The following is a 14,611-nucleotide window of genomic DNA, read 5'->3' as shown; positions in this document are numbered from 1 at the left end:
GAAAATATGGCTAACGTGCCGCGATGCGTGTCGTTCAGGCCTGCCGCACGGGCACGTGGACCACGAGCCCGTCGAGGTCGTCGCGCATCTTGATCTGGCAGGACAGGCGCGAGGTCGGCCGCGGATCGGCGGCGAAATCGAGCATGTCCTCCTCCATCGGCTCGGGCTCGCCGGTGGCCGCCACCCAGGCCTCGTCGACGTAGACGTGGCAGGTGGCGCAGGAACAGGCGCCGCCGCACTCGGCCTCGATGCCGGGCACGAGATTCTTGACGGCGTTCTCCATCACCGTGGTGCCGACCTCGGCCTCCACCTCGTAGCGACTGCCTTCGGGAGAGATGTAGGTGATATTGGGCATGGACACATGGCGGCTGCGGGGCGTTGCCCCTCGGAATTACGTCTCATGCAGATATAGGAGCTTCCGCCGCCGTCAACCCCCGACGCCGAGACGCGCCTCGATGAAGGCACCGGCAACCGCCAGCGCTTCGTCGAGCTGCCGGCGTTCCGCCGCCCCGTTCCGGCCGGCCATCAGCGCCGCTTCGAGCGCCGAGGCGGCGGCCGCCACTGCGCCGGCCCCGATGCCGCGCGCCGAGCCGACCAGCAGATGCGCCGCGCCGGCGTCGGGCGAAGCATCAAGGCGATCGAGGCATTGGCGACCTTGTTTCAGGAACAGGCGCAGCACCTCCGCCTCCAGCTCGGCGTTGCCGAAAGTCTGTTCCGAAAGATGGTCGAGATCGATGGGAGAGCCCTCGGTCCTGTCGTCGCCGCGCATCGCCGTTCCCCTTCCGGAGCCGTCCGTCCGCCCCTTGCCGCCTTCGAGGAGTGGCCGGAATTCTGAAGATATGGTTAACCCGGTCGCTGCAATCCACGCCTGTTGCCGCAAGCAAGCAGAGCCAGCCGCCGGCCGGCCCGATCCGCCTGCCACCCCGGAGCGCCGCCGGCCAACGGGGCGGATTGGTGACCGGCGTGGTAACCATATGTTTTAATGCCGTATTCAAGTGGCTGCCCTAGCGTCTTGACTGTGTCCGGCCGGCATCTCCGGTCCCCCGGCGGTGGCGCGCGCCGTCCTTCGGATGCGCTCGGGCGCCGGCGGAGATCGCTGCCGATGCGCCTCGATAATACAACTACAGGGCGAGTAAATATGGAAGATGCCTGTTAGGGGCTTGTTAACAATACCGGGCGCCACGGGAGGCTTCCTTGTCCGGAAGGCCCTGTTGTGCCATTACGTTTTGATAGGCATTCCTCGGCCGGCGTAGCCGTTGCCGCCTCGTTGAGGCGCATGGCGGCCGGGAAAGCCCGAGTTCATGCCCTCCGCGCAGGCCAGGCGGCGGGCATGGTTCGACCGGAACGGCAACCGGGAGTACGCTTCCGTCGTCGTCCGGCATCAAGTATGCGGACATGAGGGTATCATGGTAAAAAGCACCAAGGCATCGGATCCGGCAGAGGCCGCACTCTCTGCCGTCGAGGAGGCCCTGAAGATCGACTTCGGCGTCGAGGCCGATGCGCCGGGAGCCGCCGACCAGGATACCGAAAGTCCGCAGGTGCGGTCGCACGCCGATGCCGCGCCGGATGCCTCGCGCGCCGCGGCCCGGCCGGGCCGGATGCCCGCCAACGATGATCGCCGCTCGGTGGCGACACTGCTCTACCAGATGCAGCGCCGACCGTCGGCCCTGCCCTTCTGGGTGGCGCTCGCCGCCTCGGCCGCCTGGATCGCTGCCGGCTTCTACATTGCCCGCGCCGTGTTCGGCGACTTCTCCGTTCTGGTCCAGCCGTCGGTGCTGTTCGCGCGGCCCGAGGGCCTTGCGCTGGCCGGCGGCATGCTCGCCCCGGTCTTCCTGTTCTTCGCCATCGCCCTGATGGTCTGGCGCGCCCAGGATCTGCGTCTCGCCGCCCGCTCGCTCACCGAGGTGGCCGTCAAGCTGGCCGAGCCCGAAGTGTCGGCCCGCGAGAACGTCGTCACCGTCGGCCAGGCCATCCGCCGCGAGGTCGCCGCCATGGGCGACGGCATCGAGCGGGCGCTCGCCCGCGCCAGCGAGCTGGAAGTGCTTGTTCACAACGAGGTGTCCTCGCTCGAACGCTCCTATGCCGAAAACGAGCTGCGCATCCGTGGCCTGATCGAGGAGCTGGTCAACCAGCGCGAAAGCGTCGTCGCCAACGCCGAGAAGGCGCGCGCCGCCATTTCCGGCGCCCATGTCAACCTGTCCGAGGAGTTGCGCACCGCCGGCGACCTCTTGACCAACCGCATCGACGAGACCGGCCGCAACGTCACCCGCACCTTCGGCTCCAAGGCCGAGGAACTGGCGCTGGCCTTCGAGGCGGCCGGCAACTCGGTCACCGAGACCGTCGTCAAGCGCGGCGCCGACTTCCTGTCGACGCTGGGCGCCGAGCGCGAGCGGCTGATCGGCGAGCTGGCCGAGACCGGCACCGCCCTCAACGAGGCGATCGCCACCCGCAGCGACACGCTGACGCGCACCATCACCGAGGAAGGCGGCCGCCTGACCGCCGCCATCGGCAAGGAAACGGAGGAACTCGGCAGCGAGCTTGCCAAGCGCTCCGACGAGTTGCTGTCGACCCTCAGCACCCGCGCCGCCGACCTGTCGTCGGCGCTGAGCGACGGCACCGGCGAACTGGCCTTCACGCTGGCCGCCCGCACCGAGGAACTGGTGTCGACGCTGGCCGCCCGCTCCGAGGAGCTGGCCTCGACGCTCACCGACCGCACCGGCGACATCGCCTTCACCCTGTCGGCCCGCACCGAGGAGATCGTCTCGTCGATCGCCGCCCGCTCCGAGGAGCTGTCGTCGACGCTGGCGGTCCGCACCTTCGAGCTGGGCAAGGCGCTAGGCGAGCGGGCCGAGGAGATCGGCACCACGCTGGAGACGCGCACCGCCGAGTTCTCCGCCGCCCTCGCCGAGAAGAGCGATGCGCTCGAAAGCACGCTTGCCCTGCGCTCGGCGCAACTGGCCAGCACCATCGAGGCCCGCACCGGCGAACTCAGCGGCGAGCTTGCCGACAAGACCGAACTGATCGACCGCACGCTGTCCGGCCGCACCGCCGAGCTGTCCGACACGCTGGCCACCCGCGCCGAGCTGTTCGGCGCCACCATCGCCGAGCAGTCGGCCAACTTCGACCGTACCATCGGCAATCGCGTCGACCAGTTGGTGTCGACCATCGCCACCACCTCGTCCGTCATGGAGACGCAGCTTCTCGCCCGCACCGACAGCCTCGACCGCGTGCTGTCCGAGCGCTCGCAGGAGATCGCCTCGACGCTCGAAAGCCGCACCGGCTCGCTGGAGACGCTGCTGCGCGACCGCAGCGACGCCATCGTCTTCTCGATCGACACCACCGTCGCCGCCCTGGAAGAGAACCTGACGCTGCGCACCCGCGAGATCGACGAGACGCTGGCCCGCTCCGGCCAGACCTTCGCCGAGGACATCTCGCAGCGCGCCTTCGCCGTCAGCGAGCAGGTCGCCCGCACCACCGACGAAGCGTCGCGGGCGATGGCCGAGAAGATCGAGACCATCAACGAGACGCTGCGCTCCACCTCCGAGGGCGTGCTGCTCGACCTCTCCATCCGCGGCAGCGAGATCACCGACCGCCTCGACCAGACCGGCAACCTGATCAGCTCGACCATCACCGAGCGCGGCACCGACCTCGTCAACCGGCTGGCCGTCACCGGCGAGGCCGTGCATACGGCGATCAACGTCAACGGCGTCGATCTCGCCGACCGCATCGCCGCCACCGGCCAGGAAGTCGCCCGCATGATGGACGACCGCACCACGTCGATCCGCGGCATCATCGACGGCGCCACGCTGTCGGTGGAGACGCTGCTCGCCGACAGCGGCAGCCTGTTCTCCGAGCGCCTGTCAACCATCGGCGCCGAGATCGCCCGCGCCGTCAATGCGCGCGGCGAACGTGTCGCCGAGACCATCCTGGCCGCCGGCAGCCAGATCGCCAACCTCCTCGACGACCGCTCCGACAGCATGTCGATGAGCTTCGCCGAGCGCATCCGCTCGCTGGACGAGATCATCAACGGCCGCGCCGCCGAGCTGGTGGAAAGCCTGGTCAGCCGCACGTCGATGCTCGACGGCTCGCTCGAACAGCAGATCGCCCGCATCGAGGCGGCGCTCGCCGAGCGCACGCTGACCATCCAGGACGCCCTCAACGCCGGCACCACCGCCCTCGAGGCGACGCTCGCCGGCCGCTCGGGCGACATCACCGGCCTGATCGACGAGCGCCTGGAACGGCTCGGCAGCGAGTTCGACAAGCGCTCCGGCACGCTGGTCGAGACGCTGGACGGTCGCACCTCGGCGGTGCTCAGCTCGCTGGAAAGCCGCGCCGGCAGCTTCGGCGCCGCGCTCGAAGGCCAGCTCGCCAGCTTCGACGGCAGCGTCGGCAAGCGCCTTGAGGATGCCACCCGCACCTTCGCCGACAAGGCGGACGCGCTGACCGGCACGCTCGACAGCCGCATCGAGCTGATCGACCACGCCCTCGACGGCCGTGCCCGCCAGATCACCGAAACGCTGATGGCCCGCACCCGCGACCTCGCCCAGGCCTTCTCGTCCGGCCAGTCGGAGATGGTCGACGCCATCGAGGGCCGGCTCGACGCGGTCGGCCGCTCCTTGCAGCGCAAGACCGAGGAATTCACCGAGACGCTGGCCGACAAGGTGGCCGAGATCAACGTGTCGCTCGGCTCCAAGGTGTTCGAGGTGGCCGAGACGCTGGACAGCCGCGCCAACTCGCTGGAGGTTTCGCTCACCCAGCGTCTCGCCTCCATCGTCGACATGCTCGGCAGCCAGACCGAGACGGCCCGCGAGGAGCTGGCCCACGCCCTCATCAACGCCGCCGCCGTGCTCCAGAAGGAGAGCGCCCGCGTCCGCGAGGACCTCACCGGCTCCGTCGAGGCGGCGGCCGACAAGCTGCGCACCGAGGCCGACCGGGCCAAGACCCTGGTTACCGAGGCCATGGAGGAGATCGCCCGCGAGATGGCGACCGGCTCGACCCGCGCCCGCGACGTGGTGGCCGGCGTGCTCGACGGCATGTCCGAGCGCCTCTCCGGCGAGAGCCAGCTGGTGCGCGACGGCGTGATCGCCGCCATCGACGGCGCCGCCGCGCGGCTCGCCTCCGAGGGCGAGAACGCCTCGTTTGCCATCAGCCAGTCGCTGGAAGGCGCCGAGAGCCGTCTCGCCAGCCTGCGCGACGAGACGCACGGCACGCTCAACGAGCTGGTCTCCACCCTGTCCGACGTGCTGTCCACCGAGAGCCAGAAGGCGCGCGAGAACGTCTACGAGGCGATCACCGCCGTCGAGGGCCGCCTCGTGGGCGAGAGCGAGCGTGTCCGCGATACCATCATCGGCTCGGTCGACGACGTCACCGGCCGCATGGCGGCGGAGAGCGAGAAGGCGCGCGCCGGCCTGATCGGCGCCATCGACGAGGTCACCGACCGGCTGTCGGAAGAGACTGCCCGCGCCCGGTCCAACCTCATCGGCTCGGCCGAGGCGGTCACCAGCCGCATCGCCGGCGAGACCGAACGGTCGAACGACATCCTGGCCGCCGCCATCGCCGCGGCCACCGAGCGCCTTGCGTCGGCGACGCGCGACCTCGAAGCGGTGCTCGACGCCCGCACCGAGGCGGCGGCCAGCGCCATGGACGGCCGCGCCGAGAAGGTGGTCGACCTGGTCAGCCGCCGCATGGCCGAGTTGGGCGAACTGATCGACGGCCGCGGCGGCGAACTCGCCAACGCCTTCCTGGCCGGCACCCGCAGCCTCGACGATGCCGTGGGCAGCCGTGGCGAGGAAGTGGCCGGCATGGTCCGCAACGCGGCGAGCGACGTGCTGGCGGCTCTCGCCCATGGTGGCGAGGGCGTCAGCCGCGCCATCACCCAGCGCGGCGGCGAGGCGGCCGAGGCGCTGAAGGAGGCGACGCTGTCGCTGATGGCCACCTTCGACGAGCAGGGCCGGGAGATCCTCCAGTCGCTCGACGACACCACGTCGCGCGTCAAGACCGACGTCGTGGCGGTGCTGGAGCAGGTGGAGACCGCCAACCGGTCGCTGCGCACCGTGGTCGACCAGGCGGGCGGCAACCTCTCCCGCATCGAGCGCGGCCTCAACGAGCAGACCGGTGACCTGCGCCTGGCGCTCGACCGCGTCGTCGCCGACACCACGGCGTCGAGCGGCACCATCGCCGAGACCACCGAGGTGCTGCGCGAGGTGTCGCGCACCGTGCTCGCCGACATCGGCGCCATCGCCACGTCGCTGGCCGAACAGACCGGCGACCTGCAATCGTCGGCCCGCGCGCTGTCGTCGGTGGGCGGCAACCTCCAGGGCATCGTCGGCGAGCGCCTCGCCGCGCTCGACGGCGTGCTGTCGGCGTTGCAGGAGCGCACCGAGACCATGTCCGAGGGCTTGCAGACCATCGCGGCCAATATCCAGGACACGCTGTCCAACGCCGAGCGCCGCGCCCGCGACGTCGGCTATCAGCTGGCCCGCAACGCCGAGACGGCGATGAACGGCGTCACCCACCAGCTGGAGCAGCTGTCGGTCAGCGCCGAGGAAGAGGGACGCAAGACGCAGGAAACCATCGAGCGGGTGCGCGGCGAGCTGATCTCGGAGATCAACGTCTCCATCGGCTCGGCGGTCGACCGCTTTGCCGGCGCCACCGAGGAGATGCGCAAGGCGACACGCGCCGTCGGTCGCGAGATCGACGAGATCCGCGCCGACCTCAGCCGTGGCGTCCTCGATCTGCCGGAGGAGACCAGCCAGCACGCCGCCGCCATGCGTCGCGTGGTCAGCGAGCAGATCCGCGCCCTGAACGAGCTGTCCGAGATCGTCTCGCGTCAGGCGCCGAGCCAGGCCTTCGCCGAGGCGCCGGCCCGCGCCCAGGCGTCCGGCCCGTCGCCGGCCCTGGCGGCCCGCAGCCTGCCGGCCCAGAAGTCGTCGCAGCCGGCCGAGCCGCCGCGCGCCTTCACCCGCCAGCCGGCCAACCAGCCGCCGCGTCCGGCGCCCATCGAACGGCGTTCGGAGACGCGGCAGCAGCCCGCCGCCGAGGAGCGGCCCGAACGGTCGTCAGAACGGTCGAGCGGCTGGATTTCCGACCTGCTGCGCCGCGTCTCCGACGAGGACAGCCCGTCGCCGCGCCTGCCGTCGTCCGATCGCGGCAACAAGGGCGGCAACCCGCTCGACGGCCTCGGCTCCCTGACCTCGGACATCGCCCGGTCGATCGATCCGGACGCCTATGCCGACCTCTGGGACCGCTACCGCCGCGGCGACGGCAACGTGTTCACGCGCCGCGTCTACACGCTGCAAGGCCAGCAGACCTTCGACGAGGTGCGCCGCCGTTACGGCCGCGAGGCCGACTTCCGCGAGGCGGTCGACCGCTACATCGACCACTTCAGCGCGCTCTACGAGGAGGCCGTGCAGAAAGACCCGAACGGCCGCCTCGCCGAGAACTACCTGAACTCCGATACCGGCAAGGTCTACACGCTGCTCGCCCACGCCAGCGGCAAGCTCGGCTGAGCCGGGCGGACCCAAGCGATCATGGAAAAGGGCGCCGAGGCGCCCTTTTTCGTAGGCTGTAGCAGCCGCGGAGAAGTGGGAAAGACTTGATATCGCCTCTCACCCTTCCGGCCCGGGGCGCCCCCTTATAACGCCGAAGCCGTCCACACCACCACCTCGGCCACTGCCGCCGTGGCGGCCGCGTCGATCGCCGCGATGGCATCCTTCGGCCGGTCGGAAGCCGCGGGACGGCTGACTTCGAACACCCGGCTGGTCCGCACCTTGCCGCTGCGGTCGTCGAGCAGCTTGACGCCGAGCGCGACGCGGGCGGTCGGCGCGCCGGTGACGTCCAGCTCGAAGGCGCGGATGTCGACGATCACCTGATCGTCGATGGCCAGACTCTCGCCCGGCTTGCCGACCGCCCTGACGCGGCCGGAATTCTCGAAGGCGCGCACCAGCATCGTCTGGATGAGCGGCGGCAGCTGATCGGTCCAGGATACGCCGGCCAGATAGGCGACGGAGCCGCCATTGCCCCGCACGGCGATGCGCGCCGTCGCCAGCGCATCGCTGGCGCTCGGCACCGGCACCAGCAGTTGCACGCCGGACCGCCTGGCGGCACCGTCGAAGCTGGTCGGCGCGGCAAGGTCGAACAGGGCGTCCGGCTTGCCCGAAGGTCCGAGGCCGAGCATCGACGAGCAGCCGGAGAGGACGAGCGCAAGCGCCAGGGCAGAAAGGGCGGCCGTCCGGCCGGTGAGTCCAAGAACCAATCTCGCCTCCTGGAGCGCCGCCCGAAAGACTTTTCGGAACGCGGCGGCATGAAAAAACAAAGGTCAGGACAAGGGCCGATCGACCGCCGGCCCTCGCCCCGGCCGTCCCTATCGGCGCGGCGAGTAGACCGGCACGCCCTGCCCGCCGAAGATGAACTGCTGCGGATTCTTTTCGACGCCTTGCAGCACCCGGTCAAGCCGGGCCAGCGCCTGCCGTCCCTGGTCGGCCAGCGCCACCACGCTCTCCAGGCCACGGCTCGAGAACCGTGACACGTTGTCGGCGATCGGCCCGACCTGGCTGTTCAGCTTGTCGGCCACCTCGCGGATCGACTTGGCCGCCGCCGTCGCCTCGGCGACCAGACCCTGGCCGTCGCCGGTGACGTAGCCGTCGATCTTCTGGAGCACGCCGTCGGCCCGCGTCGCGATGCCGTTCAGCTGTTCGGCCAGCGTGCGCGTGTCGCGGACGATGCGGTCGATGTCCGGTCGGCGCTCGTCGATGGTGTCGCCGAGCCGGGCGAGACTGGCCGAGGCGCGGTTGACGTCCTCCATGACGGCATCGATCTGCGGCTTGTAGCCCTTCAGCATGGCGGCGAAGTCGCTGACGTCGGTTACCGTCGCCCGCACCTTGGCCGGGTCGACCGCCGTCACCACCTCCTGCGCCGCGTCGAGCGTCCGGCGGGCGCTGTCGACCACGCCGTCGAGCGAGCCGGACACCGCGGCGACGTTCTGCGAGGCGGTCTCCACCGCCGACACCACCGACTTCACCTTGTCGGTGTCGACGGCGGCGAGCAGCTCATCGGCCCGCGCCGCGGTGGCCCGCAGGCCGTCCGAGGTGGCGGTGATGCTGGTGACCAGCCGGTCGACCGACTGCGGATCGACGGCGGCGAGGATGGACTTCGCCTCGCCCACCGTCTCGTCCAAGGTCTTGGCGGCATTGGCGATGTCGTTGATCACGCCGTTGACGGCCTCCGGGTCGATGCCGTTGGCGATGGTCTCGGCGCGGGCGAGCACGGCGTCGAGCCGCTGCGACGCCGTCGACAGCCGGTCGACGACTTCGGTCACCTTGGCCGGCTCCACCGCATCGAGGATGCGCGTCACCTGCGCCGCCGCGCTCTTGAGGTCGCGCGAGATATCGCCGATGGCGTCGGCGGCCGAGGAGATCGACGCCATCGCTTTCGAGATGCCGCCGGAGTTGTCGGCAAGCGCCGCCGAGAACTTCTCGACGTTGTTGACGGTGCGATTGAAGGCCGGGCCGTTCTCGGTGATGAAGTCGTCGATGGCCGCCATGGCGCTGTCGGCGCGCGTCAGCACGTTGCGGGCGCTTTCGAGGATATCCTGGAAGGGCGAGATCTCGGCCGGCATGGTCGGCATGCCGTCGCTCGCCGCGTCGAACAGCGTCGGCGCGTTGCGCGAGCCGCCTTCGAGCTGCAGCGTCGCCGCGCCGGTCAGGCCCTGATAGGACAGCGTGGCGCGGGTGTCGGTCTTGAGCGGCACGTCGCGGCTGACGCGGATGACGGCGATGACGGTGCGCGGGTCGTTCTCGTCGAGGCTGAGCGTGCGCACCTCGCCGATCTTGATGCCGTTGAACAGCACGGCCGAACCGGTGGAAAGGCCGGTGACGGCGCCGGAGAACACCACGCGCACGTCGGCCTGCCGATGCGTCTGGCCGACGTTGGAGAGCCAGGCGAGAAACAGCAGGCCGATCGTCAGCATGATCAGGACGAAGCCGCCGATCACTGCGTAGTTGGCCCGAGATTCCATGGCGTGTCCTATCCGAAGGTGAAATGCTCGGCGCGCGGGCCATTGAAATAGGCGCGCACCCACGGGTGGTCGAATTTCTTCAGTTCGGCGAATGTACCATCAACCAGAACGCGGCGGTTGCCCAGCACGGCAATGCGATCGGTGATGGTGACGAGACTGTCGAGGTCGTGTGTCACCATGAACACGGTGAGCCCCAGCGTCGACCTCAGCCGCAGGATGAGCTGGTCGAACTCGGCGGCGCCGATCGGATCGAGGCCGGCGGTCGGCTCGTCGAGGAAGACGATGTCGGGATCGAGCGCCAGCGCCCGGGCGAGCGCCACCCGCTTGATCATGCCGCCGGACAGCTCGGACGGATACTTGCCGCAGGCGTCGGCCGGCAGGCCGGCCATCTCGATCTTCAGCCGGGCGAGATCGTCGGCGATCACGTCGGGCAGCCGCATGTGCTCGCGGAACGGCACGCCGACATTCTGGAGCACGGTGAGCGAGGAGAACAGCGCCCCCTGCTGGAACAGCACGCCCCAGCGGCGGCCGATCTTCTGCCGCTCCTCGCCCGTCATGCGATCGAGATCCTCGCCGAACACCTTGATGGTGCCGGCCGAGCGGGCATTGAGGCCGATGATCGTCCTGAGCAGTACCGACTTGCCGGTGCCCGAGCCGCCGACCACGCCGAGGATCTCGCCGCGCCAGACGTCGATATCGAGCCCCTCCAGCACCGGTTCGCCGGAAAAGCCGACGGTGATGCCGCGGGCGGAAATCACCGCCTCCCGTTCGCCGTCTTTTCCCGCCTCGTGGCTGCCGTGGTCCATGCCCTAGATTCCGATCGTCGCGAAGATCATGGCGAACACGCCGTCGGTGACCACCACCATGAAGATGGCCTTCACCACCGCCGCCGTGGTGTGCTCGCCGAGCGATTCCGCCGAGCCTTTCACCTTCATGCCCTCGACGGAAGCGATCAGGCCGATGATCGCCGCCATGAACGGCGCCTTGGCGAAGCCGATCAGCACGTGCGTCAGCGTCAGCGCGCTCTTGAGGCGGTCGAGGAACACGTCGGTGGGGATGCCGATGTAGAAGAGACCGACCACCCAGGCGCCGGCCAGCGCCGCCAGGTCGGAGACCAGCGTCAGGATCGGCAGCGCGATGATCAGCGCCACGAGGCGCGGCAGCACCAGCACCTCGACCGGCGACAGGCCGAGCACCTTCAGCGCGTCCACCTCCTCGCGCATCTTCATCGAGCCGAGTTCGGCGGTATAGGCGGCGCCCGAGCGGCCGGCGATCATGATGGCGGTGAGCAGCACGCCGATCTCGCGGCAGGTCAGCACGCCGACGAGATCGACCACCAGCACGTCGGCGCCGTAGCTGGCAAGATAGAAGCCGCCCTGCTGGGCGATGATCATGCCGATCAGGAAGCTCATCAGGGCGATGATCGGCACCGCCTGAATGGAGGCGCGGCTGATGTTGTTGAACAGGGCCGCCCAGCGCACCCGGCGGCGGAGCAGCAGCAGCTGGCCGAACGACATGGTCGCCTCGCCGAGCATGGCGAGCAGCGCATAGCCATCGTCGACGATGCCGGCGGCGCCGCGGCCGATCTCCTCCAGCGTCCAGGTGACGGGGTTGACGCGCTCCGGCTCGGGCAACGGATCGCGGCCGAGCGGGTCGACCTCGGCGATCAGTGACGTCGCCGACTTGGAGAAGTCCTTCAGTTCGGCCGAGCCTCCGGCCGCTTCCTGCCGCCGCTTGAGGTCGATCAGCGCCCAGGCGCCGGCCGTGTCGAACCGGCCGAGGTCGCTGCCGTCGAACACCAGATGCCGGCCGGGCGCCACCTTGCTGGACGTGTCGGCCAGCACCGAACCAACGGTCTCGACCGTCCAGTCGCCGGAAATCCCGAGCACCGTCACCTCGCCCCGCGCCCCGTCAGCCGACTGCACGCCCGAACTCCCCGATACAACTTTACCGCGCCCATGGCGCGGAATCGCCTAGCACGATACATCAGCCTTGCCTGCCTGCGCCACCCTCCCTCAACGTTTCTCTGCCCTTCCGGAACCGCGTTGCCACACCTAGACCAAAGATAAGGGTTTCAACATAAGAAGGCGGCGTTCCGGACTCCGCATCCGGCAGGATATCTTCTACCATGCGAAAGATTGCGCCACGGGCGGCGGGTGTTTCCAGGAGTGTCCGTGGAGCAACTGATGGACAACGTTGACGGAAACGGACAGTGGTTCGGACGAGGATGCGGCATTTCCGGGGCATGCCGTGGCCGGCTTCGGCCAAGCAGGCCCGTCCTGCGGAAATCGATGTGAGGTCGTCTTGCGTAAGCTCAGCATAGCCGTCGAGCGGTTCCCCATCGCCGGCACCTTCACCATCTCGCGCGGCTCCAAGACGGAGGCGGTGGTGGTGGTGGCCACCATCGCCGAGGGCGCCATATCGGGCCGGGGCGAAGGCGTTCCCTATGCCCACTACGGCGAATCGGTCGACAGCGTCGTCGCCCAGATCGACAGCGCCCGCCGGTTCATCGAGAACGGGGGCGACCGCTTCGCGTTGCGCGGCGAGTTGCCGCCCGGCGCCGCCCGCAACGCTCTCGACTGCGCGCTGATCGACCTCGAGGCCAAGGCGACCGGCCGCGGCGTCGCCCATCTCCTGGGCCTGCCGCCGCTCGAACCGGTCAACACCGCCTTCACCATCTCGCTCGACGGCGTCGAGACGATGGCCGCCGCCGCGAAATCGGCCTGCGACCGGCCGATGCTGAAGGTCAAGCTCGGCAAGGACGGCGGCCGCGAGCGCCTCGCCGCCATCCGCCGCGCCGCGCCGCGCAGCCGCATCATCGTCGACGCCAACGAGGGCTGGACGCCCGAGATGTTCCCCGAGATGATGGAGGCCTGCATCGAACTGGGCGTCACCATGATCGAGCAGCCGCTGCCGGCCGGCGCCGACGACTATCTCATCGAGGCCAAGCGCCCGGTGGCGGTCTGCGCCGACGAGAGCGCCCACACCACCGCCGACATCAAGCGCCTGGTCGGCCGCTACGACGCCGTCAACGTCAAGCTCGACAAGACCGGCGGCCTCACCGAGGCGCTGGAGATGATCGCCGCCGCCGAGGAGGAAGGGCTGATCGTCATGGTCGGCTGCATGGTGTCGAGTTCGCTGGCCATGGCGCCGGCCTTCGTCGCCGCCCAGCGGGCGCAATATGCCGACATCGACGGGCCGCTGCTCTTGGCGCGCGACCGCGTGCCGGGCCTGATGTTCTCCGGCACCATCGTCCATCCGCCCTACCCCGACCTCTGGGGGTGAGCTTTCTTCTTCAGGCGGCCGTGACGCCCGACGGCGCGTCGTGGGCGGGCAGGCGCCGGGCGCCGCCGCCGGCCGCCGTCAGGATGATCAGGCCGAGGATGGGGAAGACCGACATCACCACATAGGTGTCCGAGCCGAGCGTCGGCACCAGTCGGCCGGCCAGCGCCGTGCCGAGCGCCATGGCGAGGCCGTTGAAGATGACGAAGGTGCCCTGCGCCGAGGCGGCGCGCTCGGTCGGCACCACCTCGCGCAGGAAGCGCATCAGCCCGATGTGGGCGAGCGCGAAGGAGCCGGCGTGCATCACCTGCAACGCCAGCGTCGGCAACAGCGGCAGGTCCAGCGAGAACAGCAGCCAGCGCAGGCAGCCGATCACCGCCCCGGCGGCCATCAGCTTCAGCGGCGACACGGCCCGGAGCATCCGTCCTGCCAGCGCGAACAGGATGATCTCGGCGATGACGCCGATCGCCCAGAAGATGCCGATGGTGAAGTCGGAAAAGCCGTTGGCGCGCCAGATGATGGTGCCGAAGCTGTAGAGCGCGGCGTGGCCGGCCTGGTTGACGGCGTGTCCGAGCAGCACGGCGAGGAAGGCCGGCTTGCGCAGCACGGTGAGCGCCACCGCCGAGGCCGGCGACGCGGCGGGCGGCGCCGGCGGAATGGCCGCCGTCGACAGCATGGCGATGGTAAAGCCGAACAGCACCAGCGCGTAGACGGCCGTCGGGCCGGAATGCTGCATGGCATAGCCGCCGACCACGTTGCCGAGGATGAACGACGCCGAGCCCCAGAGGCGCATCTTGCCGTATTCGCCGAGGCCGTGCCGGTCCATGATCATGGCGAAGGCGTCGGCGAGCGGACCGACGCAATAGGAGAGCACCAGAAGCAGCGCGCCGACGGCCATCACCGCGGTGTCGCCATGGGCGATGCCGAACAGCAACGCGAGGCCGAGCGTCAGGCCGATCAGTCCGGCCATCACCTGCCGCCGGTCGCCGGCCCGGTCGGAGAGGCCGCTCACCACGGGCATGGTGAACATGCGCATCACCTGCGGCGTCGCCAGCACGAAGGCGATCTCCTGGCCGCTGAGACCCTTCACCTCCAGGAGGACGGGAAAGAACGGCGTCATCACTCCGTTGACGAAGAAGGCGATGGCGTAGAAGGCGCCCATCAAATAGGCGGGGGCAAATCGCCCGATCATTCTTGTCAACGGCGCAACTCGGAATAAACTCGTTGTGAAGGATTCGTGCCGATGATGGCGGCTTGCCGATTTGATTCGCTTGCCCGCCTCTGGCTGGCGCTTTAGCTTTAGCTCCATCTCGT

9 protein-coding genes are annotated in these 14,611 nt (G+C 69.4%); 2 read left to right on the top strand and 7 right to left on the bottom strand.

Annotated features, from left to right (window positions below):
• Positions 1-34: 34 nt before the first annotated feature.
• Together H512_RS0106095 and H512_RS0106090 are read right to left on the bottom strand one after the other, a co-directional pair.
• On the bottom strand, positions 35-355 hold the full coding sequence (locus tag H512_RS0106095) for a 2Fe-2S iron-sulfur cluster-binding protein (protein ID WP_026782706.1): 321 nt from the start codon (positions 353-355) through the stop codon (positions 35-37).
• Between the two features lie 72 nt (positions 356-427).
• Complete coding sequence (locus H512_RS0106090) at positions 428-769, bottom strand: hypothetical protein (protein WP_026782705.1); 342 nt, start codon at positions 767-769, stop codon at positions 428-430.
• A 637-nt stretch (positions 770-1,406) separates the two neighbouring features.
• Between H512_RS0106090 and H512_RS0106085 the strand changes: the two genes are divergently transcribed.
• A complete protein-coding gene (locus tag H512_RS0106085; protein WP_026782704.1) occupies positions 1,407-7,508 on the top strand; it encodes an apolipoprotein A-IV repeat region-like domain-containing protein in 6,102 nt (2,033 codons plus the stop codon).
• Between the two features lie 125 nt (positions 7,509-7,633).
• Here the strand turns inward: H512_RS0106085 and H512_RS0106080 are convergent, their stop codons facing one another.
• From H512_RS0106080 to H512_RS0106065, 4 genes are all read right to left on the bottom strand, one after another.
• Entirely contained in the window at positions 7,634-8,254 is a 621-nt protein-coding gene (locus H512_RS0106080; RefSeq protein ID WP_026782703.1) for an ABC-type transport auxiliary lipoprotein family protein, read from the bottom strand.
• 108 nt (positions 8,255-8,362) lie between these two features.
• Positions 8,363-10,015, bottom strand: coding sequence for an MCE family protein (locus H512_RS25640; RefSeq protein ID WP_053239611.1), 1,653 nt, complete (start codon positions 10,013-10,015; stop codon positions 8,363-8,365).
• Between the two features lie 8 nt (positions 10,016-10,023).
• Positions 10,024-10,821, bottom strand: coding sequence for an ABC transporter ATP-binding protein (locus tag H512_RS0106070; protein ID WP_026782702.1), 798 nt, complete (start codon positions 10,819-10,821; stop codon positions 10,024-10,026).
• 3 nt (positions 10,822-10,824) lie between these two features.
• Positions 10,825-11,940 carry an ABC transporter permease gene (locus H512_RS0106065; RefSeq protein WP_053239610.1) on the bottom strand — a complete coding sequence of 372 codons (1,116 nt, stop codon included), beginning with the start codon at positions 11,938-11,940 and terminating at the stop codon, positions 10,825-10,827.
• A 379-nt stretch (positions 11,941-12,319) separates the two neighbouring features.
• On the opposite strand from H512_RS0106065, the gene dgcA reads away from it, so the two are divergent.
• The gene (gene dgcA, locus H512_RS0106060; protein WP_026782700.1) at positions 12,320-13,300 is read left to right on the top strand and encodes an N-acetyl-D-Glu racemase DgcA; all 981 of its coding nucleotides are present in this window, start codon (positions 12,320-12,322) and stop codon (positions 13,298-13,300) included.
• 10 nt (positions 13,301-13,310) lie between these two features.
• Here the strand turns inward: dgcA and H512_RS0106055 are convergent, their stop codons facing one another.
• Positions 13,311-14,606 (bottom strand): MFS transporter, encoded by a 1,296-nt coding sequence (locus H512_RS0106055; RefSeq protein ID WP_084798321.1) that lies wholly within the window; start codon positions 14,604-14,606, stop codon positions 13,311-13,313.
• Positions 14,607-14,611 lie beyond the last annotated feature (5 nt).

This window comes from Pleomorphomonas koreensis DSM 23070, from assembly GCF_000425185.1.
In the GTDB taxonomy this organism is placed as follows: domain Bacteria; phylum Pseudomonadota; class Alphaproteobacteria; order Rhizobiales; family Pleomorphomonadaceae; genus Pleomorphomonas; species Pleomorphomonas koreensis.
The sequence above is the reverse complement of the archived record's forward strand: the minus strand, read 5'-3'. Positions and strand labels throughout refer to the sequence as shown.

Bases quoted from the DNA above. Each gene is read 5' to 3' on its own strand.
- H512_RS0106090 (WP_026782705.1), bottom strand. From the start codon at position 769: ATGCGCGGCGACGACAGGACCGAGGGCTCTCCCATCGATCTCGACCAT.
- H512_RS0106055 (WP_084798321.1), bottom strand. From the start codon at position 14,606: ATGGAGCTAAAGCTAAAGCGCCAGCCAGAGGCGGGCAAGCGAATCAAA.
- H512_RS0106085 (WP_026782704.1), top strand. From the start codon at position 1,407: ATGGTAAAAAGCACCAAGGCATCGGATCCGGCAGAGGCCGCACTCTCT.
- H512_RS0106070 (WP_026782702.1), bottom strand. From the start codon at position 10,821: ATGGACCACGGCAGCCACGAGGCGGGAAAAGACGGCGAACGGGAGGCG.
- H512_RS0106095 (WP_026782706.1), bottom strand. From the start codon at position 355: ATGCCCAATATCACCTACATCTCTCCCGAAGGCAGTCGCTACGAGGTG.
- H512_RS25640 (WP_053239611.1), bottom strand. From the start codon at position 10,015: ATGGAATCTCGGGCCAACTACGCAGTGATCGGCGGCTTCGTCCTGATC.